Here is a 25,002-nt window from a genome sequence, read left to right as displayed (position 1 = left end):
CCTTACTTTCTCTTGCAACAACTTCTTCCTTAACAATTTTTCCTTTCTCATCAACGATACTTATAAAAGTTTCTTTTAGTGAGATCGCTATAATATTCCATGAGACTGCTCCTACTAATAAAAGTTTAAATTATTTTTGAAGAACTTATTCTACTGAATTCGTTACTTCGTGCTAAAATAATGGACTCCATCATTCAACAGCAATTACAGTATGTTTACCCTTTTTCTTGTTATTTTTCTAATCTATAGCTAGCGTTCAAAACCATATTCGAAAATACGTTTTCGGATTTTTTTTAATGCTGTTTATTTCATCCTCAACATCGTCTCTACCTTTATGAACTAAGTAGCAGCATTAAAAATTATAACGTACCCCTATCTCTAGAGTTGCATCTGGTATTTGTTTTGCTTTTATACCACTTAGTTGCCCACCCATGGTCATACCAACTGCACCAATTATCTGCGGAGTAATTTCATAATCAACACCTAACTTTAGTTTATAGGAAATAGAACTCAGTATTTTATCTACTACAGATGAACCAGCAGCTTCACCACCTGATTCTGGAGCACCTTGTGTTTCTTCTTCCTTTTCTTTTTCTTCTTGTGAACTATTGCCATCACCATCAACTGTATCACTAACACCAAAGCCAAAAGGTGTTATTTGGAGATATCCTCCTAAACCTCCGCTGACATATAGTTTAACGGGACCAATATCAAGGTCAGGATAGAAGCGGTAGTTTGCCAATAAGCTAGCTCCTATGCTCTTTAATGACTTAATATTACTGAGAACCTCAAGTTCAAATTTAGAGTTTTGGTCATAATGGTAACCAAGAACAACACCAGGTTTCATTTTAAAGCCACCACCCCAACCAGCACCAAAGTTTAAACCTGCATAGTACTTATCTTCTGACTTACTTCCACTATTACTAGCTGCACCTGCTAGAGATGAAGTAAGCAACACAGCCAAAACGCACAATCTCTTTATTTTCATATAACTCCTCATACAAAAAAATATATAATGCATAAGTATATATCCTTTATATTAAAAAAGATATAACTACATGTCAAAAAAAGTATAGCCATAAAATCAGATTATATAAAACGTACTACTCAGGTCTTTTATATAACTATATTTACTATCTTATTTGGTACAGCATATACAGTGCGAACTTTGCTTTGATCGATCTTACTGGACACAGAGTCTATCGCTATTTTCTTCAATTCTTCTTGAGGTAAGTTAATTGCCACCTTGATTGTTGTACGTAATTTTCCATTGATTTGCACTGCTATAGTTACCGTATCGTCAACTAATAATGATTCATCAGCTTTTGGCCAAGGTTGACCTCCTATTTCTTGCCATAGGCTTTCAGCTAGATGTGGTATGAATGGTTCGATTACTCTGATTAATATACATATACCTTCATCAATAAGAGATTTTCCAGTTTTTACGTCTATTTCAGCTATTAAATTCGTCATCTCACGAAATTTTGCCACTACACAGTTTAATCTGCAGTTTTCCAAGTCATCTGTAAGTCCGTGTAAGAGTTTATGAATTTTTTTTCTGTACTCTAGAAGTCCACCCGTAACATTTTCATTATCATAGTGTATATTTACAGGTCTTAGCTGCATGACCATACGCCACAATTTATTTACATAACGAGAACAACCTTCCACGCCATCATCGGACCATTCCATATCTTTCTCCGGAGGAGTGTCGGACAACACAAACAAGCGAGCAGTATCAGCACCATACTTTTCTATGATAAAGTTTGGGTCAACTGTATTCTTTTTCGATTTGCTCATTTTTTCAACTTTGCCCACTTGAACTTTTGCACCTCGCGCTATTAATTCTTTTGCTTCTGCGGGAAATAGCCACTTACCATTTTCGTCTTTATAAGTTGCATGGCAGACCATTCCTTGAGTGATTAAAGTAGAGAAAGGCTCTTTAATATCAAAATAGCCACATTTGGTTAAAGCACGGCAGAAAAATCTTGAATAAAGCAAATGCAGAATTGCATGTTCTATCCCACCTATATAATAATCAACAGGCATAAAACGATTACATGCATCTTTGTCTATTGATTTATCTTCACTACAGAATGCAGCAAAATACCAGGAAGATTCAAAAAAGGTGTCGAATGTATCAGTTTCACGCTCTGCTTGCTTTCCGCACTTTGGACAATCAACAAATTTCCAAGTTGGGTGCTTATCCAGCGGATTGCCACCACTTGTAAATTCTACATCTATTGGTAGAACTACAGGAAGGTCTTTTTCTGGCACTGGAACAGTTCCGCAATCTTTGCAATATATGATAGGTATAGGGCATCCCCAATAACGCTGCCTTGAAACTCCCCAATCGTGCAAACGATAGTTTATTGTTTTTTTGCCTATTTTTTTTTCTTCAAATTTTTTAACTATGGCTTCCTTTGCTTCACTAACCATTAACCCGTTTAAGAATTCGGAGTTAAACATTGTCCCGTCTCCAGTATACGCCTCCTTTGTCATCTGAGTAGCTTGACACTGGGATCCATTGTAAGAATTCTGGTCACGCGCTGGAATGACACCTAAGTGGGCTGAAGAAATAACGGGAATTATCGGCAAATTATATTTCTGTGCAAATTCAAAGTCACGCTGATCATGTGCAGGGCAACCAAAAATCGCGCCTTCCCCATATTCCATCAACACAAAATTCGCTATGTAAAGCGGCAATTCCTTATCAAGAAATGGATGTTTGACGTTTAATCCGGTGTAAACTCCTATTTTTTCATCGTTCTCTCTTTTTGATTTTATTTCCTGGATCCCAGTGTCAAGCACTGGGATGACAACAGAAGAACCATTCTTTAAATCCTGCACAATAGGATGCTCTGCTGCCACTGCACAAAAAGAAGCCCCAAACAAAGTATGAGGATAAGTTGTAAAAACTTTTAATTTCTTATTCAGGCCAACTACTTCAAACTCTATAGTTGCTCCTTCAGATTTTCCTATCCAACGCTCCTGCATTGTTTTGACTTTTTCTGGCCAATTTTTCAAACTTTGCAGGCACTTGAGTAAATCTTCAGCGAAATCAGTAATCTTTAAAAACCATTGGGACAACTTACGTTTTTCAACAACTGCACCTGATCGCCATCCTTTTCCATCAACCACCTGTTCATTTGCAAGCACTGTTTGGTCCACTGGATCCCAGTTAACCCATGACTCTTTTCGATAGGCAAGCCCATGCTTTAAAAAATCCAGGAAAAATTTTTGTTCGTGTTTATAATAGTCAGGTTCACATGTGGAGAGTTCACGCTCCCAATTATAAGAAAGACCTATAGATTTCAACTGTGTACGCATATTATCTATATTCTCTTTTGTCCATGTTTCGGGGCTAATATTGTTATCCCTTGCTGCATTCTCAGCTGGTAATCCAAACGCATCCCAGCCAATTGGATGCAAAACCTCAAATCCATTAGCTCTCTTGTAACGCGCTATCACATCCCCTATTGCATAGTTACGTAAGTGTCCCATATGAATTTTACCAGATGGATATGGAAACATTTCCAACACGTAACACTTTTCTTGTTTACCACTCTTGCTTACAGAAAAATCCCATTTATCTTGATAAAATTTTTCAACACTTTTAAAATCATATTTCATATAAATCCAAATTCAATTACAGTTCATATGCATCAAAGGATCAACCGCTTGGCCATTATGTCGTATTGTGAAACACATCTGTGGATCTTTATCTTGTGTGCTTGATTTACCTGCAGATCCAATTACTTGACCTTGCTTTACTTTATCGCCAATTTCAACATGTATGTTTTTTAAATAGGAGTACACAGTCATGTAATTATCTTTGTGTTCCACTATAATTAAATTCCCATACCATCTCAGCCCTTTGCCTACATATATCACTTTGCCTGGTGCAGAGGAAACTACGTTCGTTCCATTTTGAGCAGCAATTTTTATGCCATCCTTACACATTTCATCAGAAGAGGTAGCTGAACCTTTAACTGGCATTACAAATTTACAATTTACCCCCACATTTTGTGTATTATTGTTATCTTTGTATATCCTATTTATGATGGCTTTTCTACTTTCTTTTTGCACTGAAGGCTCCCTAATTAAATGGTACTCTCTTGTATATTCCAGATCTCTTTTTCCGTAAAATTCTTCGCCTTTAAGCAGCACAGGTGCAGGTTTTTGCAGGCCACAGCCTATTAATATTGCTAATAACATAAGAAATGAGGCTATATGCCACATTTTAAACTCTCACAAAACTCCAAAATTTTAGCGAGACGTAGTGTTTCACGCCTGCTTGTTACTTTCCTCGTTATTTATTTTACTAGTTAAATAGTCCCTCAAATCGGTGAGTTCTTGCAACAAATTCTTTGTGACTTTTATATCATTACCAAATTCTTTTTGCACTCCTTTTATTGTATATCCTTTATCATATAGCATGTATTTTACTTTCTTTATGGCCTCTATACACTTGCGATCATATAGCCTTCTTCCTTTACGCTTTGTAGGCTTAATTTGATGAAATTGACCTTCCCAAAATCTCAAAACATGCTGTTCCAAATGTAGCTCTTCAGCTACTTCCCCAATCGTATAAAATAATTTTTCCTTGTTCATTAATTATTGATTGATTTTTTTATAATTTTTGAAGGCCTAAAAGAAACTGAATTTCTTGCCTGAATCATCACTTTCTCCGATGTATTTGGTATATTTCCTGGTCTTTCCTTCTTTTTCTTAACCAAGAATGTTCCAAATGACGATATTTTTACTATTCCATCCTTTACCAAGCTTGTCTTTATTTCGTCCAATATATCATCTATTATCGAAACAGAGTCTTCCTTTGATAATCCTATTTCTTGGTTTATATCTCCAGCTATCGTTGCCTTAGTTACTGTTGTGTCTTTTGTTGTAACGTGATCCATTATTGATAAATATTACAATACGTAAATATAATATAGCAATCGACTCGAGATTCAGCTACTTTATTTTTTAGAGTATGTCTCTTTTGTTGCATAATTTAAAATACCGGCAACTATCAATATCGCAAATATTGCAAAAAGTTCCATTTTATGATCTGTAAAAAGTGCTAACATTGACACTATAACTCCACTGCCAATAAACATAAATCCATTGATAATGGATGATGATGTGCTGATGTATTTTCGTTTCACAATCTCGCTGCCGACAGTAAAATTAAGCATATGTCCTCCCGCAAAAAACCCGAACATTAACATACAAAAGTACACAACGTGGACTGTTAAATGGCTGTATAGTAAAATAATAATTGAGACGCCTTGCAATAAAGCAAAAGCAGAAATTACATGTTTCCTATTTTTAAATAAGTTTGAGATTCGATCTGCAATTGGAGCACCAACTGCAAGACCAAGCCATAGTATTGCAGTTGCTATACCTGACTCCATTGCATTGAGTTCTGAGTTGCCCAGTAACCTTGGAGCCCACAAGGTATTAAGTGCTAAAAATGTTCCAAAAGTAATAGCACCCACCACTGAAGTTATCCAGATATCTCTTAATTTTAGCACTGTTAATATAGAGCACATTACTGTCTTCATAGAGCTTTTTATTGTGCGCTTTTCTGAGCTGCTTTCTGGAAGTGTGTTTGGACAAAAAAGCGTAAGTACAAATATCAACACACCAAATAGTATTATGCATACAATCAGATTTTTCCAATATGCATCTTCGGCAAGCAAGTTAGAGAACAGTATTTGAATTACCAAAGCAGAAAGGCTTGAAATTGTCTGCAATAGTGAAAACATTAGTCCAAATTGGGCAGCGGAAAAACATATGCTACTTGTGTGAGCAGCACCAATAAAACCAAATGATGCTCCAGTTGCAACCAACACTTGAGACAAAATCAAATGGGAGAAATTGTCACTATTAATAAGGACAAAAAACCCCAAGATCATAGTTGATAACGAGAAAAAATAAATTTTTTTACTGGAAAAAACATTAAACGTTGCTCCACTAAAAAATTGTAAGATGGCGAAAGTCCAAGTATATGCTGAATTAGCCAGTGCAACTTGCGCGATTGTAAGTCCAAGTTCCTTTTCGAGATTTACACTTATAAAGGTATAAATTATCTGCATGTTGCTGAATATAACAACCAAGTTACTAATCAGCCAAATGAACCAAGCCTTAGCTCTGCTTTCCATAAGATTTATTTTTATAAGTAATCTATTAGAAATTTAACACTAAGTCTCTTTTTAAGCTATTGTTTCCTGACTACTGTTATAGCTAACCCAAAAAACGGTTTCCCTACGTCATACCGCGATTCATTCGCGGTATCTCAGCCGCTAACAAGTAGCGGGATGACGGTTGTCAGGGTGTCATGAAAGTAGCTGACACTGGAATCCAGAAAAAAAGAAATATGTATCAGCTACTTTCATTTGCTGCGCCTCGAAAATAAACGTTCATGTAGCTAAGCCATAAATCCAGTATAAAGACCTTTAATCATTGGCTTCGTAGTACTTCTCAACCAACTTATTAAGTAACCTTACACCAAAACCTACTGCTCCTCTTGGACAAATGTCAGTACCTTTCTCGTGCCAAGCAGTGCCTGCGATATCTAAATGTGCCCAGCAAGTTTCATTCACAAAACGCTGTAAAAACTGTGCAGCCATTATGCTATCTCCACCAGAGCCTGCAGGAGCGATGTTTTGAACATCAGCAATCGGTGAATCAATAATTTTGTCATAAGTTTCATTCATAGGAAAACGCCATAACTTCTCATTTACTTCATTTCCTGCATCAATCAGACGGTTTGCTAATTCATCATTATTTGAAAAAAGACCAGCATATTCGTTATTTCCAAGTGCAACCACTATAGCACCAGTTAAAGTTGCAAGATCAATCATAAATTTTGGTGAGAATCTATCTTGCGTATACCATAAAGCATCTGCAAGTATGAGCCTTCCTTCTGCATCGGTGTTCAACACTTCTATTGTTTGTCCAGACATTGAAGTTACTACATCACTTGGTCTTTGAGCATTACCACCCACTGCATTTTCTGCAAGTGCGACCACACCGATCGCATTTACTTTTGCTTTTCGTCCTGCTAAAGCATGCATCACCCCAACCACAGTAGCAGAGCCTGCCATGTCATATTTCATTGACTCCATACCACGTGAAGGTTTGAGTGATACTCCACCAGTGTCAAACGTTATACCTTTACCAACAAAAGCTATAGGCTTTTGTTCTTTAGAAGCTCCATTCCATTTTATCACTACTAATTTTGGTTCTTTACTACTTCCTTGTGCAACTCCAAGCAAGGCTACCATTTTTTTCTCTTCCATCTGCTTTTTATCAAGCACCTCGATTTCAAGGCCAAGCTTAGTAAGTTCTTTTTTTATACGATCAGCATAGGATTCTGGATATAGAATGTTAGGAGGCTCTGTTATAAAAGAGCGCGCAAGGAATATACTCTCACCTTCTTGCCTTAAGTGCTCAAATGATCTTTCAGCATTACTTAATTGTTCATCTTTTACTAATACGGTAATCTCCTCTACCTCTGTAATTTTCTCATCCTTTTTAGTTTTATACTTATCAAACTTAAAACTACGCAGAAACGCACCATATGCAACATTTGCTGCACTACCTTCGATTAAAACCGCTGCTTTTTTAATTTTTAATCTGCTTAGCTCACAATATATTTTACCACCAATATTTAATTCTTTATTTTCATTCCATTCATCCTTCTTACCCAGTCCAACAACTATAACATTTTTTTCTTCTGGCAAAGCAGTAGAGAAAAATTCACCAAAACTTCCATTGAAATCGCTAAATTGCTTTATATTATCTATGACCTGTTTTCCTTGCAAAACTCCGCCATCATTTACGGTTTCGTTGTCTTCAAATAAACCCATTACTATTGTTTTAAAATCGGGCGAAATTTTAGAAATTGTTATTTTCATTGCTGGTATCTCCGTTGCAAATAATTGTAAACTGTACATAAAACATAGCAAAAACATCAGTAAGATATTTTTCATATACATCCTAAGTACAATAACACTTAAGTTTACTATGGACTCCCTTACATGCAAGGTTTTTTATCTTTTATTAGAGAACTTATTATATCCGCCCAAGGTAATGTTAAACGTATAGGTTTTTATGACCTGATCACTGTAAGTAAATGGTGTTATGAGAAGGCTTGCAAGCCCATTACTAACAAAATCTTCAAGAACAGGATCAGCGCAATTATCGCAATTATGGTCAGCAAAAAACATTTGCGTTGTGAATTCTGGAAAATCCGGATGTTGAACTAGAAAGTTGATATGTGGAGCTCTATCACCAATTTTACCAGGTGCTATCGTAATAAAATTATAATAGCCAAGATTATTCACTACAAACCTTCCTGATCCAGCAAAATTCAGATCATCCTCTATATTCTTATCGTAATGGTTCACGCCGCGTGAATTCGCGTGCCATATAGAAACTACAGCATTTTGTATTGGTAAGCAGTTTATATCAGTAATTCTACCCACTATGTGTATTAATTCCCCTATTGCACTATTTGGAGAACCAGGTTTCCTTCTTAAATTGTTTGAAGAGCTAAAATTTTTTGGCCTTGCATCAAGGTCATATATTTCCGGAGTTTTAATGCAGTTGAGCAAAACAGGATCAGCTGCAAATAGCGGCAAACTGAATATCATTTGTACTAAAAGTGCTAACAAGATATTTTTCACATTCATTTCATTTATAATAGACTTCTTGCATAACCATATAACAAACTTTTATTGGAAATAGAAACGAAAAAACTTGCTTGACACCCTTCGCCAGCCCCCTTATCATGAAACTGAAGGTATTCAGTTATCTTCATCTGTGCAGATTAAACAGCAAGAAAACAACGTAGTTGGCGTCTTATTTTTAATTTTTTGCACTATGTGCACCTTATGTCTTCACAATATTTCTAGGTTTTTACCTACACAAGCTGAAACGCGCTATTTAAAACATTAAAAAACGCCAACTTAAAAAATGGATAGTGAATAACTAGCTACCCTAGGGTTTCTTTTACCTTTTTTTCTGTTTAGTAAATTGTATCCGTTCAGCGGAGTGGTAGAATAAGGTAGACAAAGCAAGATAATAAAGATAATCATAGAGCAAAAGTGAGGTAATGTGGTAAACCTTTGAGAACTTTGCAAAAATTTACAGCAAAAAATAGAAAAACTGAAAGCAGAGATAGAAAACTTAAAAGCAGAAAATAAAGCTTTAAAGATAGAGAACGCTGAATTAAAGGAAAGGCTCGGTTTAAATTCAAAAAACTCATCCCTGCCCAGCTCAAAAGAGCTATACAAAATAAAAAAGGACAAGCCAAAAAGCGAAAGGAATGTTGGCGATCAGGTTGGGCATAAAGGAAATTTTCATGCCACAATGGAAGCGGATAAAGTAGTAAAAATAGAGTTGCCTAATATTTGCGAATGCGGAGGAGAGCTTGTAATATGCGAAAAACCTTATGTTCACCAAAAAGTTGATCTTCCGGAAATTAGGCCTTATGTAGTAATTGGAACATGGTCGTTGTTGGAGATGCAGAAAAAGAAAAAGTAGCAAGTTACCAGAAGGTGTTACGCCAGATACATTTGGTCCAAGGGTTAAGTCTATAATTGCAGCACTCAGCGGATTTTACAAAAACTCAAAGCGTGAAGTGGCTAGTATCATAAATGACATTTTTAATTTGAACATAAGTGTTGGCAGCATATCAAATCTTACTATTACCCACAAATATAAATGTACTTATAAATAAAGTATTACAATATTAAAGTTTGCAAATATTGAGGGTATAAAAATGGCAAACGAGAGTAATGAATGGGCTAAAAATGAATTTGGAGATGCTGTACTTGGAGATAAAAGATTAACTGACCGATTAGTAAAGATTGCTGATAGTTTGATAAGTTTACCTGAAAGCTCAATTAATGAGGCATGCGGAAGTTGGTCAGAAGCAAAAGCAGCATAACGTTTTTTTTCAAAATGAGAACGTAAAAGAAGTCGATATTCTAGCTTCACACATTGATAAAACAGTTGAAAGAACAAAAGCTCATAAAAGAATTCTTGTGATTCAAGATACAACTTATATTTCATACTCAAGCCATAAGCGGATTGGGAACTATTGCTGGAAAAGGAGCAGTAATGCATACAGCCCTTGCTGTTAGTACGGAAGCTGGGAATACTGGATCAAAAGATTTACTCGAGGCAACTCATTTCTGAAGAAGAAAAAAGACTAAAGAGCCATCGTAACAACGTTCATATTGAGGATAAAGAAAGTATGAAATGGCTAGAAAGTTTAAAGAAAACAAATAATATTATAGATCTGGCCCAAACCGAAGCTATAACTGTATGTGACAGAGAAGCAGATATGCATGATTTTTTTGAACTTGCACATAATCTTAACTCAGCAATTTTAGTAAGAGCTCGCCACAACAGAAATGTAAATAAAAAATTCATGCATACCAGGAACAAGCAAAAATTATGGTCATTTATCCAAGGCCTCCCTTGCGCTGGAAAAGTAGAAGTTGAAATCCCTGCTAGAGATAACAAGCAAAAAAGGACAGCGTTTTTAGAAATTAGATTCGGAAAATTTATCACATGAAGGCCATATAAAATGTAAAGAAGGTCACATAAAATATAAACCGACAGAGTCTACAACTTCACGCAATTCATGTTGTTGAAAAAAACTCTCCTCCCGAAGCAAGTCCTCTAGAGTGGATGCTTTTTTCCGGTCAGTACTTTTGAAGAAGCTGTTGAAAAAGTTAGTTGGTATTGTTTGAGATGGAAAATAGAGATATTGCATAAGATTTTAAAATCTGGTCTCAAAGTTGAGGAATGTAGACTTGGAACAGCAGAAAGATTAATGAGGTATTTAACAGTCATGAGCATTATTGCTTGGAGAATTTTCTTTATTACATCAATTGCAAGAACTAACCCAACATTACTATGTACTGCCTTATTAGCTGAGGAAGAATGGAAAGTTTTATATGTTAAAATACACAGGAAACCATGTCCAAATATAGCCCCTACTATAAAAGAAGCCGTTTCGTGAACTTGGAGGTCATTTAGCAAGAAAAAGCGACCCAAAACCAGGATCAATTACTCTTTGGAAAGGGTGGAGACGTCTCTTTGATCTAGCAGAAGGATGGAGACTTGCTCATGAACCTCATATTTGTGGGTAATAGTAAGGTTTCTAAGGGAGGGAGTAGTAGTAATACTGCTTCCTTACCTGACCAGTTTGCTCGTGATAAAGGTTTTGAGAAACGAGCTCAACTATATGCTGCTAAGGCTTACTCAAGGCAAGCTGATAAATCTGGTAAGTACATTGATTTAAAGAAGGTTTTCTTTATTGCTATCTCTAATTGTAATTTATTTCCTGATAAGCTTGATTATATATCCAGCCACACTATAAGAGATGAGAAAACCTATGAGCATGACTTAAAAGATTTTCAATTTGTATTTATTGAACTACCTAAATTTCCTAAGAATAAGGAAGAACAGCTAGAAAGCATAGTGGATCGTTGGTTATTTTTCTTCAGTGCGACCCGGAAAGCCGTGGTTTTGTGATGGTTAAATTCCATCTTCCCTAGACATCGGGGATAATGTATGTCTCACATTTCAAAGGATGGCAACCTTTGGGATGCAAGCATGAGATAAAAGCAGGTAACACTAAACCTCATGGTGAATCCCTGCAAACAGAGTTAGATATGATTACGAGAGGAACCTATGTTTGAATTGTCGTCAAAGCATAGTATGCGAAAAGAGGTTGAACTACGCATAGACCAAAATGGTACGAAGCAAAAGGGGAACTAAAGATTGAAGACTTTAGTTATTGATGTTCCCAGCTTCCGGCAAATAGTAGGAATCTAAGTTTAACGTGAAACGAAGCTATGGAACGGAGTAACCACATAAAAGCTCTTATATTCATTAAATATAAGTAGGTAGCCAACCACAAGCCGCTATGTGGAAGGATTGTTTAAGAAGCTAATGCCCAAAGTAATATATGGGATATGCAGACGTAAACACTTTAATTTGGAAGGTAAAGTGGTGAATAGTAGTGAATATGTTATGGACCAGCAAAAAGCTAGGTATGAATGGAATGGAATTCCTTGGCGAAAGCTGAAGAAATCTTCATTTAAGCTACAAAAACGAATTTACCAAGCCTCTAAATGTAATGATATCAAAAAGATGCACAACCTTCAGAGATTATTACTCAAATCAACAAGTGCAAGAACGATCGCAGTTAGAAGGGTAACTCAGGACAACAGAGGGAAAAAAACTGCAGGTATTGATGGAAAAGCTAACCTTAGTCAAAAAGAAAGATTGCAATTGGCAAACTCCTTAGATATAAGAGAGAAAGCAAAGCCATCAAGACGTGTCTGGATCCCAAAACCTGGTAAGCCATCGGAATATCGCCCGCTTGGTATACCAACTATATCGTGTCGAGCAAAACAAACACTTGTAAAAATGGTGTTGGAACCAGAATGGGAGGCAAAACTTGAGCCAAACACTTATGGTTTTAGACCTGGTAGATCATGTCATGATGTAATTGAAGCCATATTTAATGTGCTAAAACAGAAAACAGCATATGTATTAGATGCTGATATTTCTGGATGCTTTGACAATATTAACCATAATAAACTGCTTGAAAACCACACCAGCGTTAAAGAAAATCATAAGAGGATGGTTAGAAGCGGGTGTTATGGAAGATGGAAAGCTTCAATCCACAAAACGTGGTACAATTCAAGGAGGCACCGTTGCTAGCTTGTGTTGCATTACATGGATTAGAGCAACATGTCAAAAAAGCATTAACAAACGAACTCTTTCAATGCATGAAAAGAAAATATGGTAGGATATCGCATAAAAACGCGCAAAAGTCTATTAGTGTAATTTTCTACTGTGATGATTTTGTCATCATACATGAAAACGAAGAGATTATTCTTAAAGCAAAAATTTTAGTTGAAGAATGGTTAGAAACCATTGGACTAAAATTAAAGCCCTCTAAAACAAGAATTTCTCATACATTAAGAACCATTGACGAAACAAAACCAGGATTTGATTTTCTTGGATTTTCAATAAGACAATATCCAACAAAAGAAAGTAAAAAAGGTTACACATTATTAATAAAACCAAGTCGTAATTCTATAAAGCAGCATACATTTGCTATTAAACATAAACTTAGAGAAATGCGTGGGGCGCCACAGGAAGTAATAATAAGGAATCTCAATCCAATAAACAGAGGATGGAGTCAATATTACTCTTCGGTAGTTTCATGTAAAATCTTTAGCTCATTGGATAATACTATACATAGAAAGCTCTGGAAGTGGGCAGTCTTTAGGCACCCAAACAAAGGGAAATGCTGGATAAAAAGAAAATACTTTAAAAAGTATAATAACGATAACTGGCGTTTTATGACAAGTAACAAGATACATCTTATTATACACAGCGATCATGTTATTAAACGACATATCAAAGTGCAAAAAACCAGATCTCCATATGATGGTGATTGGGTTTATTGGGGTAATCGTCTTAGAGAAATACCAGATAAGCCATTAAGAGTAATAAAACTATTGAAGTTACAACAAAGTAAATGCGGTAATTGTAGACTATGGTTTGAAAGTGATGATATAATAGAAATACATCATAAAGACCGGAATAGACGAAACAATATGATCAAAAATTTATCTTTGTTACATGGGCATTGTCACGATGAATTACACAGGAGGTGTGCATGACAAGCACCAAATTAGAGAGAAGCCGTATGAGGCGCAAAGTCTCACGTACGGTTTTGAAGTCGAGTGAGGAGGGGCGACCTTCTTCACTTAGACAACAGTATGCAGATGAAACTACAGATGAAGACCTAAGGAATATAGCAGAAAAATCACCAATAATAAAGTTAGCCTACGATGAATTAGACAGGTTTAGCTGGAATGAAAAAGATTTAGTAGCATATGAAGAAAGAATAATGGATCTGCGGAAAGAAGAAGCCATTCTTGAATACAAACTTGAGGAAGGTATAGAGAAAGGAAAAATCGAAGTTGCAAAAAATTTACTTAAAGCTGGTGTATCTGTTAATTTAATAGCTGAATCCACTGGCCTTTCTCAAGCTGAAATTGTACAGCTTAAGCAAGAAGTGGCCTAAGTATCACGTTTTTCAGGGCTTTTTTAGCTCGGCAGTGGTCTGAAAAGTCCATTTTTCACTTTATAAAATGTTTATATTTTACCACCTACTTTATTTGAATAAGTTCTTCTGCCACACTCTGAACGGATACTTGAATCAGGCTCAAGTTGACAAGTAGATGTTATCTTGTTATAATAAATATTTATTAATTTAATCTTAACTTAAGAGGGTATTTATGGTAGCAAGTGATAGTGTTTTAAAAAGGTATGCGTTAGCCTATATAAAGAAATTAGGTAATAATAATAATATTGAAGGGTTTCTACAGTATTGTAATAATACACCGAATTTAACTTGGAGCAAGGAGAATTTTAAAAATGTGTATGAAGAATTTACACATCCAAATTCAAGCAATAGGCACGATACAGGAAGCAGAAATGATCAATATAACGCAGGGAATAACGCACAACCTACAGGCTCTCAGATTACACATATACATGTACACAATAGAGGTTTAGACTTTTGGGATTATTTGCTATTACAATGCTGGATGGATTCTTTATTCGGTGGACGTGGTCACACTACGGTTAATAATATAACGAATATTAACAATGGTAATACCACTCATCAAGGGAGAAAAGAGAATAAAAAAGAATCAGAAGACAGTAGAAAGCTATTAGCTTTGGGTATAGTAGCTGCAGTTGTGTGTGTTGCTTTCCATGCTGGTATGTGTTTTTGGTATAACAGCAGCAGAAAAGTGGCTAGAAAAGAAGAAAAAATAGATTACCTGGATAGTAAATTTAAAACGTTCAGAAATATAGAATTTGCGGTTGGCGTTGTTTCTTTGGCAGCTTTGGTAGCTTGTGCTGTTTACCCAGTCTTACCAGTGTGGGGTTTAGCTATCCTTGGCGTTAATTCTCTCGTATGTTTTGCTGGTGGTTTAGCTTTTCATATGAAGCATGAGGAAGAATTAGAAAATATCGAGAAAGCTAAAGGAGCGGTAGATAGCTGTCTTAGACAAGGGCATGGTTATGGAGATTCTTCTCGTTATGATGCACCACCTCCTTACTTTTCTCAAGATCCTAATACTACTCCAACTGCTCCTCCTTGTAGTGAATTTGATAATTCTAATGCGAAACGGCAGTTTGAGAATTGTGAGGGGTTCACGTATGATAGAAATCAATAGTTTTATTTTTAGCCAAATTAATTGAATCAAGCTACAAAACCTGCTAAAGTTAACTTTGTGAAAGCACCCTTAGCTCAGTTGGATTAGAGCATTTGACTACGGATCAAAAGGTCGGGCGTTCAAGTCGCTCAGGGTGCACCACATTTTATAGGAAACAGAAGTCACACTTGAAATTAATATATGTAATACCTATCTTTAAAGGTTAAGCACTAAACTATTATATATGAGCAAAAAAGACTACTATGATCTGCTGGAAGTAGGCAGAAATGCCAGTATTGATGAGATAAAAAAAGCGTATAAAAAATTAGCATTAAAATATCATCCTGATAGAAATCCTGGCAATCAAGAAGCAGAGGAAAAATTTAAAGAAGTAACAGCTGCATATGAAGTTCTGTCTGACTCTGAGAAAAGGGCAGGCTATGACCGTTATGGCCACGAAGGTGCTTCTGGTGGATTTCAAGGCTTTAGCTCTGCAGGAGATTTTAGCGACATATTCAATGACTTCTTTGGTGGAGGATTCGGTGGTGGTGCAAGTAGATCGAGAGCAAAAAGAAGTACAACAGGAGTATCTGGAGCAGACCTACGTTATGATCTTGAAATTACCTTAGAAGATGCATTTAAAGGAATACAAGCGCCTATACATTATGTGACAAATGTAAAATGTGATACATGCCAAGGCACAGGTGGCGAAGGAGCAATTAAACCAGTTCAGTGCCACACATGCCAGGGAAGCGGTAGGATTAGAACTCAACAAGGCTTTTTTACCATCGAAAGAACATGTACTACATGCTATGGGGAAGGAGAAATAATACAAAACAAATGTAAGAAATGTGGTGGAAGTGGACGTAGAAGAGATGAAGTAAATATATCCGTTTCAATTCCAAAAGGCATAGAAGAAGGAGCTAAGGTAAGGATAAGTGGTAAAGGAGAAGCTGGAACAAAAGGTGGAAAAAGTGGAGATTTATACGTATACGTGAAAATAATTTTCCATAAAATCTTTGCTAGAAATAAAGCAGATTTACACTGTAAAGTGCCTATAAGAATGACACTAGCAGTGCTTGGTGGTGAAATCGATATTCAATCAATTGATGGAGCTAAAATAAAAGTAAAGGTCCCTGAAGGCACTCAAACTGGTACCAAACTACGTTGTAGGGGAAAGGGTATGCCATATATGAACTCACATGCTCGTGGTGATTTATACGTACAGGTAATAGTTGAGACTTTAAATCCAAAAAATTTAACTAAAAAGCAAATTGAACTATTAAAAGCGCTTGAAGAAGAGGAAAATGCAAGTGTACAACAGCAATCTGAAGGGTTTTTTAGTAAAGTAAAAAAAAAAATAAGAAATCTGCTAAATGACATTAAAGGGGTAACTGTTTACGGGTTTTCATTTAATCCTGCAATTCTTTGACCTTATTAATGGAAAACTTAACAATAGTGTTATTATTAGCCAACAGAAACTTCTTAGTTCCTTAAAACTATGTAAAAGCAATAAATTTCTTTATTTAAGGTCGAAGTTTTGCTATTCTCAGGTTTTAATAATTTAAATTTAATGAATATAAACAAAAATGAGTTTTTATTTCTTCCGCTTGGGGGAGTAGGAAGAATCGGGATGAATGTTAGCCTATATCATTACCAAGGTAAGTGGATTATGATCGACCTTGGTGTTGGTTTTGCAGATGAAACTATGCCAGGTGTTGAGCTGCTCATTGCTGATATAGATTTTATTGCTCAAAGAAAAAAAGATTTACTTGGAATAATAATTACACATGCACATGAGGACCACTGCGGTGCAGTGCCCTACTTGTGGGAAGAGTTGCAGTGCTCCATATATACAACAAAGTTTACGGTTAATTTTCTTAAAGAGAAACTAAAAGAATTTCGATTGGAAGGTATAGTGCCTGTGAAAGAGGTAGACATAAATGGCAGCATAAATTTGGGTCCTTTTACCGTCGAGTTTATAAATGTAACTCATTCAATTCCTGAGGCAAATTCAATATTAATTAGCACTGAAATGGGTAGTGCACTCCATACCGGAGACTGGAAATTTGATCCAAAACCTGTTGTTGGATTAACTTCTAATATGGAGCGTCTAAAAGAAATTGGCGATAAAGGTGACCTGCTTGCAGCAATTTGCGATTCAACCAATATATTAAGCAAGCATCACCCTGAGTCAGAAGGTGAAATTTATAATAATATTTATAACATAATAAAGCGGTCTAAAAAATTAGTTGCTGTTTCGCTATTCGCTTCAAATGTGGCACGAATTGAAACGATAAGCCAAGCTGCAAAAGCACTAAATAGAAAAGTAGTTTTACTTGGTAGATCTTTATGGAGAATAGTGAAAGTTGCGCAAGATAGTGGTTATTTAACTGATTCTCCTCAGTTTCTTGAAGCAAAGGAAGCAGTAAATTTTCCAAGGGAAGAACTGGTGCTACTTTGCACAGGTTGTCAAGGTGAGCCACTGGCAGCTACCGCAAGACTTGCTACTAAGAGTCATCAAGCATTTAAAATGCAGCAAGGTGATACCATGATCTTTTCGTCAAAAATCATTCCTGGAAATGAAACTCGTGCGCACAACATGCTCAATGCCTTTATTGAGATGGGGGTAGAAGTTATTACTGAAAAAACAGAGCATGTTCATGCTTCTGGGCATCCAACAAGAGAAGAGCTAAAGGAAATGTATTCTTTAATAAAACCGAAGATGTCTATTCCAGTTCACGGCGAATATATTCACACGCATGCACATGTAAAATTTGCTAAAGAGTGCGGTGTGGCAAAAGCAATAATGATTGCACCAGGTGATATTGTTAATTTGGAGAACGGAGGAAAGGTTGATTCAATTGATGTTGACTACTTTGGTATTGATGGTATGTTGCTACGTCATCCGGAGAGCAGTGTTATAAAAATGCGTAAAAGAATGAGAGATGCCGGAGTTATTGTGGTAACAGCAGTTGTAAACAAGAAAAATAAATTGCTTGCTAAACCAAAAGTATTTGTACCTGGTGTTTTTGAAGTGCTAGAAGATGCAGCTACCATACAGAAAATTGTCAAGAAAGTTGAGTCGTTGTTTAGTTTGCAGCCAACAAAAAAAATTAAAAATAAGATTGAAAGTTCAATATTGAGTATCTTAAAGGAATATTTACTAAAAAGGCCTATAATTGAGGTTCAGATAGAACAGGTATGAAATGAATGAAGCTATTCGTTCATCTGGTGTTATTTATTTCGTTATTTATTCCTTATTTTACAAAAGCTGCTTTATATGTTGATATAAAAAAAAGCAGTGTTGGTAACATTGGTCTTGTTGTATCTAAATGTACATGTAAAACAGCGTTGGAAAGCGAATTAAGCGAAAATATTGCAAAGGTAATAGGAACAAATTTATCTAATTGTGGCTTATTTAATGTAAAACGTGGCGCGGAAGCTGAATCTAAATCTTGGAAAAGCGATACTGTAGTCACAGTAAGTTTAAGCGAAATATCTGGTAGTGCATTAGAGCTATCATTTCGTTTATTTGACGCTTTTACAAAAAGAGAATTACTTACTCAGTCAGTTGTTTTTCCAGCAAAAGACTGGAGAAAAATTGGTCACCTCGTTTCGGATGTGATACATGATAGATTAATTGGTGAGAAAGGGCACTTCAACACAAAAATCACGTATATCGCTGAAGAAAAAGATAGCAACTACAAATCTGTGCGTAAAATTGCTGTGATGAATCAAGATGGAAGTAATATAAAATACTTAACAAATGGCGATAGATTTGTGTCAACACCGAGATTCTCACCAAATGGAAAGGGTATTGTTTATATCTCGTACGCAAATGGTAAAAGTTATATAATATTAAAAAATTTAAAAGATAACACTGAATCAATAATCAGCGCATTTGAAGGAGTTGTTTCTGCACCAAGATTTTCTCCCGATGGTAAATCTCTTTTAATTTCCCACTCATTGGGTGGTGAAACGAATATATTATCTTTGGATTTAAGTAGTAAACGAACAAAAAAAATTACTAAAGGTTCAGCTATAAGCACTTCTCCCTCTTTTTCTCCAGATCAAAAGTATATGGCTTTTAGTTCTGATATAAGTGGGAGTCAGCAACTGTACGTTATCGATTTTACTAACAAAAGTAAAAAACCTAAAAGAATTAGTTTTGGAAGTGGAAGATATGCTACGCCTGTTTGGTCGCCAAAAGGAGATCTGATAGCTTTTACAAAGATTCAGTCAGGAAAATTTTACATAGGAGTTATGAAGCCAGATGGCAAAGAAGAACGTCTGCTTTCAGAGGGGCATAAAATTGAATCCCCGGCATGGTTACCAAATGGTAGAGAAATCATTTTTACAAGAACAGAATCACCAAGCAACTCTAAACTATATTTAGTAGACTTAGTAAAGAAAAATCAAAAAATGGTTTCCACTCCCACAAATGCTTCTTTACCGGATTGGTCTTATTTTTGAAAGTAGATCTATTATAGATTTGATATGAGCCTTATTTTACTTTAATTGCTTATAACCTTTGGCACTACGAAATACCCATGCTCAGGTTTTGTATTGGACAATATCTCTTTTTTAATGTTTTGAGAATTTATAACATCATCGCGTACATGAATGTCCTTGTCTATGCTGCCATAACGCATAGGAGAAACACCTTCAGTATTAACTTGCAATAAAGTATCATGTATCCAATCCAGCATTGTCAGTTCTTTGGAGTAGTGATCAATCTCGTCATTTGATAACTTAATCCTTACAAGCTGTGCAATTTTAAGCATTTCTTCTTTGGTAATTGTTATTTTTCTCTTATTTGCAAATTCTATTAGTGAAGTAATAACGTCTTCTGTTGACTTAGCTGGCATCTTTACCTCCTTGGATAAAGTGAGTTAAAATATCTACGACCGAAACAACTTCTATTTTACCAGTTTTTTCAAATTTGTGAAGTATGGTATCCGTAATCACTAATTTATCTAAAGAAGAGGAAGAAATTTTCTCAACTGCACTTCCTGAAAGCACGCCATGTGTGATGCATGAAATTACGGACTTTGCTCCGTGGCCTTTTAAAGCAAGAGCTGCATTACACAATGTTCCACCAGAGTCAACTATATCATCAACAATGACACAATTTTTATTTGCAACTTCTCCTATTATGTTCATTACTTGAGATGTGCCTGCTTTCTCCCTATATTTATCTACTACAATAATCTTATCATTTAACCCTATCTTGTACTTTTCCTCTAAAGTCTTTGCAAAAGCACGTGCTCTGCCAATTGCTCCAACATCAGGTGCAACAATTGCCAAATTTTCTGTGTGTATAGAGTCAACAAATGCTTCAAAGCAGTTCAAATTAGTTATCGGTACATCAAAGAATCCTTCAATTTGACTTGAGTGCAAATCAATAACTGCAACGCTACTTGCACCTGCAGTTTGAATAAGATTTGCAACTAATTTGGCACTTAAAGCAGACTGCACATTATTGTTCTTGATAATTCTATCTTGCCTGCTATATCCATAATAAGGGATAATTACTACTATCCTTTTGGCTCCTAATCTATTTACTGCATCAATTATAAGCAGAAGCTCCATAAGATTATCATTCACAGGGGGAGAAAGAGATTGTATTATATATACTTCTTGATTATATAGATCATTTGCTACTTCTACATTTACCTCACCATCGGTAAACTTTGATATCCAAGCAGAGGATGGTTGAACATCTAGCCGGTTAACTACTGATTCCCCTAATTCCTTACTAGCATTACCTATTATTATCTTCATAACGCACTAGTTGAGTTTTTAAGATTATACAGAAATTGTGAAATAATTGAAATGTAAGTGTCTTTATCTAGCATTCTTGTCGGTGAATTAGATACCTCTTGTACAATGACCTGTCATTTTCACGCGTTGTTTCAATATATAGACCCAAATTGAAACAACTATACAAAATCCTGCTTATGTTTCAAGATAAATGACTTTAATGAAATATAATTTATCTAGTCATTTGTATCTGCTAACATACTACACTTCCCATTGTAGAGCCTCTGCAACTTACTGAAATTTATAATCGCTTTATAAAAAGCTTTATACTCTTTGCTTAATTGGAGGCGCTACCTCTGCACTTTCTGCTCTGTCTAGGGTACTACTTGGTTTTTCTGCAGTAATTTTTTGAATGCTACCATCTACCTTATTCTTGATATCTGCTCCATATGATCTTAATACTTCAATAGCCTTCTCGTTTCCACTATTCAGCGCAATATCCAAAGCATCCATTCCATCATTATTTTTGTGGTTGATAAAATTCTCTAACTCAAAGATTTTTATATATTGCTCAATGATGAATTCTACCACTTTTCCAGGGCAATTATTAGCGGCAGGAAAGAGTACTGCATTGTTATTATTGTCTTTCTTTGTTACATCTGCTTTGAGCTTGTCTATCAAATACTTGATAATTTCTATTCTGCTATCATCTTCTGCTTCAGTGCACTGCCTAGCAGCTAAAAACAGAGCTGTTCGCCCATTATTGTCCACATCTTCAATATCTTGTCCCTTATCAATTAAGGCTTGTATTATATTTTTGTTCCCATATAAAGCAGCAAAGTGAAGAGGAGTATACCCTTCGGTACTTTCTCTTTCATTAATCAATGCACCATGGCTAGCTAGTAATTCTATAAATTCTGGCGTATTTGCAAAAACTGCAAAGTGCATTGGTGTTAGATCATCTTTACCATGATTTTGAGTTTTTGCATTAACGTTTGCTCCATTTTTTATCAGCAATTTTGCTATTTCTAATTGTTTGCGTCCGATGGCAATATGCAGTGGCGTACGATTGCGTTCATAATGATCATTGACGTTTGTGCCACATTTTATTAGTAGTTCTGCAGCTTCAATATTACCTTCCTGAATTGCAACGTATAAGGAAGCATATCCATCTTTTGTTTCCTCTGTCATACGAAATTGCAAACATGTTAGTTCATATATTATTAAGGATTATTATTAAGTTTTTATTAATACAATATTAATGTAGCGGGATGACGATCTTATCGTCATCCCGCCGCGAACCGTCATACCACTGCGAACCGTCATACCGCCGCGGTATCTCTAGATCCCGCTAACAAGCAGCGGGATGACGGTTTTTCAAATTATCGTAAGTCAGTTTAGCTATAGCTACAAGTTTCATTCTTCCCTTACAAATAACTTTACTGCGTCCTTTTTTCGGATTCAGAATTAGCAAGAAACGTTCTTGTAAGGTGGTCTACTAAAATTTTGCTTTATAAAACAATGTCTGAACTATGCAATTAATACATTATCAACACAACTGATTCATAAAAGCAAATATTATAACCACGAAGAGAGAAAATGTTATGCTTAGTTTAATAAGAAAGACCTTGAGAAAAAAAATGACTCATCAGGTAAACGATTCGAAATTGAAAGAGAAAGATGAAAAAAGTATTTTAAAATTAGCATCAAAAATAGAAGGCAAAAAAAGTAGCATTGCTGAAGAACTAGAAAAAATATCTGAAAAGGAAAAACAAAGGATTCTTACTACGGAAGTAAGTAAACATCGGGGTAAAGAATCAACTATTATATCACTTGCTTATGCTATACTACGTAAAGATAGTATAGCTGTTGAGAAAATGTTAAGAGTAGCTAAAGAAAACGGTATTCTGAAAGACATTCTTGACGCAACAACAACTATAAAATATCCAGGTGGTCAGGAAGAAACTTGCACACCACTTACTTATGCCATATTATGTAAAAATAGCAAAACTATTGAAGAAACTTTAAAAGTCTCTAAAGAAAACGGTATTCTGAAAGATATTCTTAACGCAACAACAACTATAAAATATCCAGATGGTCGGAGAGCAACTGTTACACCACTTGCTTATGCTATACTATATGAAGATAGTATAGCTATTGAAGAAATTTTAAAAGTCTCTAAGGAGAACGGTATTCTGAAAGATATTCTTAACACAACAGCAACTATAAGATATCCAGATAACAAGGAAGTGACTTACGCGCCACTTGCTTATGCTATGTTCTGGAAGGATAGCAAAGCTATTAAAGAAATTCTAGTAGCAGCTGAAGAGAACAGTATTCTGAAAGATATTCTTAACACAACAACAACCATGAAATATCTAGACCGGGAAGTGACTTACACACCACTTGCTTATGTTATACTACGTAGAGATAGTATAGCTGTTGAGAAAGTGTTAAGAGTAGCTAAAGAAAACGGTATTCTGAGAGATATTCTTGACACAACAATAACTATAAAACATTTAGATAGCCGGGAAGTGACTTACACACCACTTGCTCATGCTATGTTCTGGGAGGATGGCAAAATTATTAAAGAAATTCTAGTAGCAGCTGAAGAGAACAGTATTCTGAAAGATATTCTTGACGCAACAACAACTATAAAATATCTAGATGGTCAAGAAGAAATTTACACACCGCTTACTTACGCCATATCATGTAAAAATAGCAAAACTATTGAAGAAATTTTAAAAGTCTCTAAAGAAAACGATATTCTGAAAGACATTCTTGACGCAACAACAACTATAAAATATCTAGATGGTCAGAAAGAAATTTACACACCGCTTACTTACGCTATATCATGTAAAAATAGCAAAACTATTGAAGAAATTTTAAAAATCTCTAAAGAAAACGGTATTCTGAAAGATATTCTTGATGCAACAACAACTATAAAATGTCCAGATGGTCATGAAGAAACTTGCGCACCGCTTACTTATGCTATACTACGTAAAGATAGTATAGCTGTTGAGAAAATGTTAAGAGTAGCTAAAGAAAACGATATTCTGAAAGACATTCTTGACGCAACAACAACTATAAAACATTCAGATAGCCGGGAAGTAACTTACACACTACTTGCTTATGCTATACTGCGTGAAAATAGTATAGCTATTGAGAAAATGTTAAGAGTAGCTAAAGAAAACGGTATTCTGAAAGACATTCTTAACACAACAATAACCATAAAACATAAAAATAATCAAAAAGTAACTGATAAGTTACTTGCCGCATTACATGATCGCAAAGTTATTCAAAAAATTTTAGACATAGCTAGAGAAAATGATATTCTGAAAGACATTCTTAATGCAACAATAACTATAAAATATCCAGATAGTGAAGAAAAAATCTACACACCACTTACTTATACAATATCATGTAAAAGCAACGAAGCTTTTAATACAACAAGAGCTATAAATCAAGATGGTCAGGAAAAAACTCACATCCCATTTCCTACCCTTGATAAAAGAGAAACTGAATTAAAATTAAAAGAAAAAAGACAAAGTAGAAGAGATGAGGGATTAAATTTTAACAATGGTAGTAGTGACAAAAATGTTGAAATAAAAGTTAATGGGGATATCTTGTTGCAGCATAGTAGTGGAATTGAAAATGAAATAAATCATACTGCTGTACGTAATGATGTAAGGGGGGTAAAGCCTCTAATAGAAAGTAGAGTAAATGTTAAAGTACAGAATATAAATGCAGTGATTGCAACTTCTGTGACATTTAAAATGATTGCAACTTCTGTGACACTTGAGTTGGTAGCTAGTAAAATAACATGTGTACTGTCAAAACCCACCACTAAATTGGAAGAAGTAGCTATAACATATTTTCAAGGTTTAGCACTATATTTGTGAAACTTAATTTATATGTGCTAAACAAGATGCTGATTAGTTTTATAGCTAACCCAAGAAAG

General features: G+C 35.3%; 18 protein-coding genes, 1 tRNA gene and 4 pseudogenes. 12 read left to right on the top strand and 11 right to left on the bottom strand.

All coding sequences use genetic code 11. From position 1 onward, the window contains the following. Positions 1–352: 352 nt before the first annotated feature. The 8 genes from ACQH3L_RS01700 to ACQH3L_RS01665 form a co-directional block, all read right to left on the bottom strand. Complete coding sequence (locus ACQH3L_RS01700) at positions 353–988, bottom strand: hypothetical protein (protein WP_425384911.1); 636 nt, start codon at positions 986–988, stop codon at positions 353–355. Positions 989–1,116: 128 nt separating this feature from the next. Beyond that, positions 1,117–3,633: a leucine--tRNA ligase gene (leuS, locus tag ACQH3L_RS01695; protein ID WP_010962340.1), complete on the bottom strand. Its 2,517-nt coding sequence runs from the start codon at positions 3,631–3,633 to the stop codon at positions 1,117–1,119. 12 nt (positions 3,634–3,645) lie between these two features. Continuing rightward, a complete protein-coding gene (locus tag ACQH3L_RS01690) occupies positions 3,646–4,242 on the bottom strand; it encodes a murein hydrolase activator EnvC family protein (protein WP_006279879.1) in 597 nt (198 codons plus the stop codon). 45 nt (positions 4,243–4,287) lie between these two features. After that, on the bottom strand, positions 4,288–4,614 hold the full coding sequence (locus ACQH3L_RS01685; RefSeq protein ID WP_006279880.1) for a MerR family transcriptional regulator: 327 nt from the start codon (positions 4,612–4,614) through the stop codon (positions 4,288–4,290). Next, positions 4,614–4,919 carry an integration host factor subunit alpha gene (locus tag ACQH3L_RS01680; protein ID WP_006279881.1) on the bottom strand — a complete coding sequence of 102 codons (306 nt, stop codon included), beginning with the start codon at positions 4,917–4,919 and terminating at the stop codon, positions 4,614–4,616. The genes ACQH3L_RS01685 and ACQH3L_RS01680 overlap by 1 nt, the downstream gene beginning before the upstream one ends. A gap of 60 nt (positions 4,920–4,979) precedes the next feature. Beyond that, positions 4,980–6,167, bottom strand: a complete 1,188-nt coding sequence (locus ACQH3L_RS01675; RefSeq protein WP_425384910.1) for an MFS transporter — start codon at positions 6,165–6,167, stop codon at positions 4,980–4,982. 294 nt (positions 6,168–6,461) lie between these two features. Next, positions 6,462–7,964 carry a leucyl aminopeptidase gene (locus ACQH3L_RS01670; RefSeq protein ID WP_425384909.1) on the bottom strand — a complete coding sequence of 501 codons (1,503 nt, stop codon included), beginning with the start codon at positions 7,962–7,964 and terminating at the stop codon, positions 6,462–6,464. A 96-nt stretch (positions 7,965–8,060) separates the two neighbouring features. Beyond that, a complete protein-coding gene (locus ACQH3L_RS01665) occupies positions 8,061–8,702 on the bottom strand; it encodes a protocatechuate 3,4-dioxygenase (RefSeq protein ID WP_010962336.1) in 642 nt (213 codons plus the stop codon). A 466-nt stretch (positions 8,703–9,168) separates the two neighbouring features. Between ACQH3L_RS01665 and ACQH3L_RS01660 the strand changes: the two are divergent. From ACQH3L_RS01660 to ACQH3L_RS01610, 11 genes and pseudogenes are all read left to right on the top strand, one after another. Then, positions 9,169–9,739 (top strand): annotated as a pseudogene (locus ACQH3L_RS01660) (DUF6444 domain-containing protein); the annotation flags it as partial. 54 nt (positions 9,740–9,793) lie between these two features. Continuing rightward, positions 9,794–11,174 (top strand): annotated as a pseudogene (locus ACQH3L_RS01655) (IS4 family transposase). 52 nt (positions 11,175–11,226) lie between these two features. Continuing rightward, positions 11,227–11,529 (top strand): annotated as a pseudogene (locus ACQH3L_RS01650) (PD-(D/E)XK nuclease family transposase); the annotation flags it as partial. Positions 11,530–11,979: 450 nt separating this feature from the next. Next, positions 11,980–12,756 (top strand): reverse transcriptase N-terminal domain-containing protein, encoded by a 777-nt coding sequence (locus tag ACQH3L_RS01645; RefSeq protein ID WP_425384908.1) that lies wholly within the window; start codon positions 11,980–11,982, stop codon positions 12,754–12,756. Then, on the top strand, positions 12,702–13,727 hold the full coding sequence (locus ACQH3L_RS01640; RefSeq protein ID WP_425384907.1) for a group II intron maturase-specific domain-containing protein: 1,026 nt from the start codon (positions 12,702–12,704) through the stop codon (positions 13,725–13,727). The genes ACQH3L_RS01645 and ACQH3L_RS01640 overlap by 55 nt, the downstream gene beginning before the upstream one ends. Before the next feature lie 95 nt (positions 13,728–13,822). Next, positions 13,823–14,134, top strand: a pseudogene (locus ACQH3L_RS01635) (Rpn family recombination-promoting nuclease/putative transposase); the annotation flags it as partial. A gap of 214 nt (positions 14,135–14,348) precedes the next feature. Next, complete coding sequence (locus ACQH3L_RS01630) at positions 14,349–15,296, top strand: hypothetical protein (RefSeq protein WP_070356716.1); 948 nt, start codon at positions 14,349–14,351, stop codon at positions 15,294–15,296. Between the two features lie 63 nt (positions 15,297–15,359). Beyond that, positions 15,360–15,437 (top strand) — tRNA-Arg (locus tag ACQH3L_RS01625). Between the two features lie 82 nt (positions 15,438–15,519). After that, positions 15,520–16,707 carry a molecular chaperone DnaJ gene (dnaJ, locus tag ACQH3L_RS01620; protein WP_425384906.1) on the top strand — a complete coding sequence of 396 codons (1,188 nt, stop codon included), beginning with the start codon at positions 15,520–15,522 and terminating at the stop codon, positions 16,705–16,707. A 141-nt stretch (positions 16,708–16,848) separates the two neighbouring features. Then, entirely contained in the window at positions 16,849–18,483 is a 1,635-nt protein-coding gene (locus tag ACQH3L_RS01615; RefSeq protein ID WP_425384905.1) for a ribonuclease J, read from the top strand. A gap of 5 nt (positions 18,484–18,488) precedes the next feature. Continuing rightward, positions 18,489–19,751: a Tol-Pal system protein TolB gene (locus ACQH3L_RS01610; RefSeq protein WP_006279726.1), complete on the top strand. Its 1,263-nt coding sequence runs from the start codon at positions 18,489–18,491 to the stop codon at positions 19,749–19,751. A 41-nt stretch (positions 19,752–19,792) separates the two neighbouring features. Here the strand turns inward: ACQH3L_RS01610 and gatC are convergent, their stop codons facing one another. The 3 genes from gatC to ACQH3L_RS01595 form a co-directional block, all read right to left on the bottom strand. Next, on the bottom strand, positions 19,793–20,146 hold the full coding sequence (gatC, locus tag ACQH3L_RS01605; RefSeq protein ID WP_010962323.1) for an Asp-tRNA(Asn)/Glu-tRNA(Gln) amidotransferase subunit GatC: 354 nt from the start codon (positions 20,144–20,146) through the stop codon (positions 19,793–19,795). After that, complete coding sequence (locus ACQH3L_RS01600) at positions 20,136–21,062, bottom strand: ribose-phosphate diphosphokinase (protein ID WP_010962322.1); 927 nt, start codon at positions 21,060–21,062, stop codon at positions 20,136–20,138. Before ACQH3L_RS01600 ends, gatC begins: the two co-directional genes overlap by 11 nt. A 303-nt stretch (positions 21,063–21,365) precedes the next feature. Beyond that, entirely contained in the window at positions 21,366–22,232 is an 867-nt protein-coding gene (locus ACQH3L_RS01595) for an ankyrin repeat domain-containing protein (RefSeq protein ID WP_006280296.1), read from the bottom strand. 413 nt (positions 22,233–22,645) lie between these two features. Here ACQH3L_RS01595 and ACQH3L_RS01590 point away from each other — a divergent pair, with 413 nt between their 5' ends. After that, entirely contained in the window at positions 22,646–24,943 is a 2,298-nt protein-coding gene (locus tag ACQH3L_RS01590) for a WD_0033/WD_0034 family tandem repeat-containing protein (RefSeq protein WP_425384904.1), read from the top strand. Positions 24,944–25,002 lie beyond the last annotated feature (59 nt).

The sequence above is a fragment of the Wolbachia endosymbiont (group A) of Sturmia bella genome, assembly GCF_964030905.1.
GTDB classification, from domain to species: Bacteria; Pseudomonadota; Alphaproteobacteria; order Rickettsiales; family Anaplasmataceae; genus Wolbachia; species Wolbachia pipientis.
Note: the sequence above shows the minus strand (reverse complement) of the source record. Positions and strands in the feature narration are given on the sequence as shown.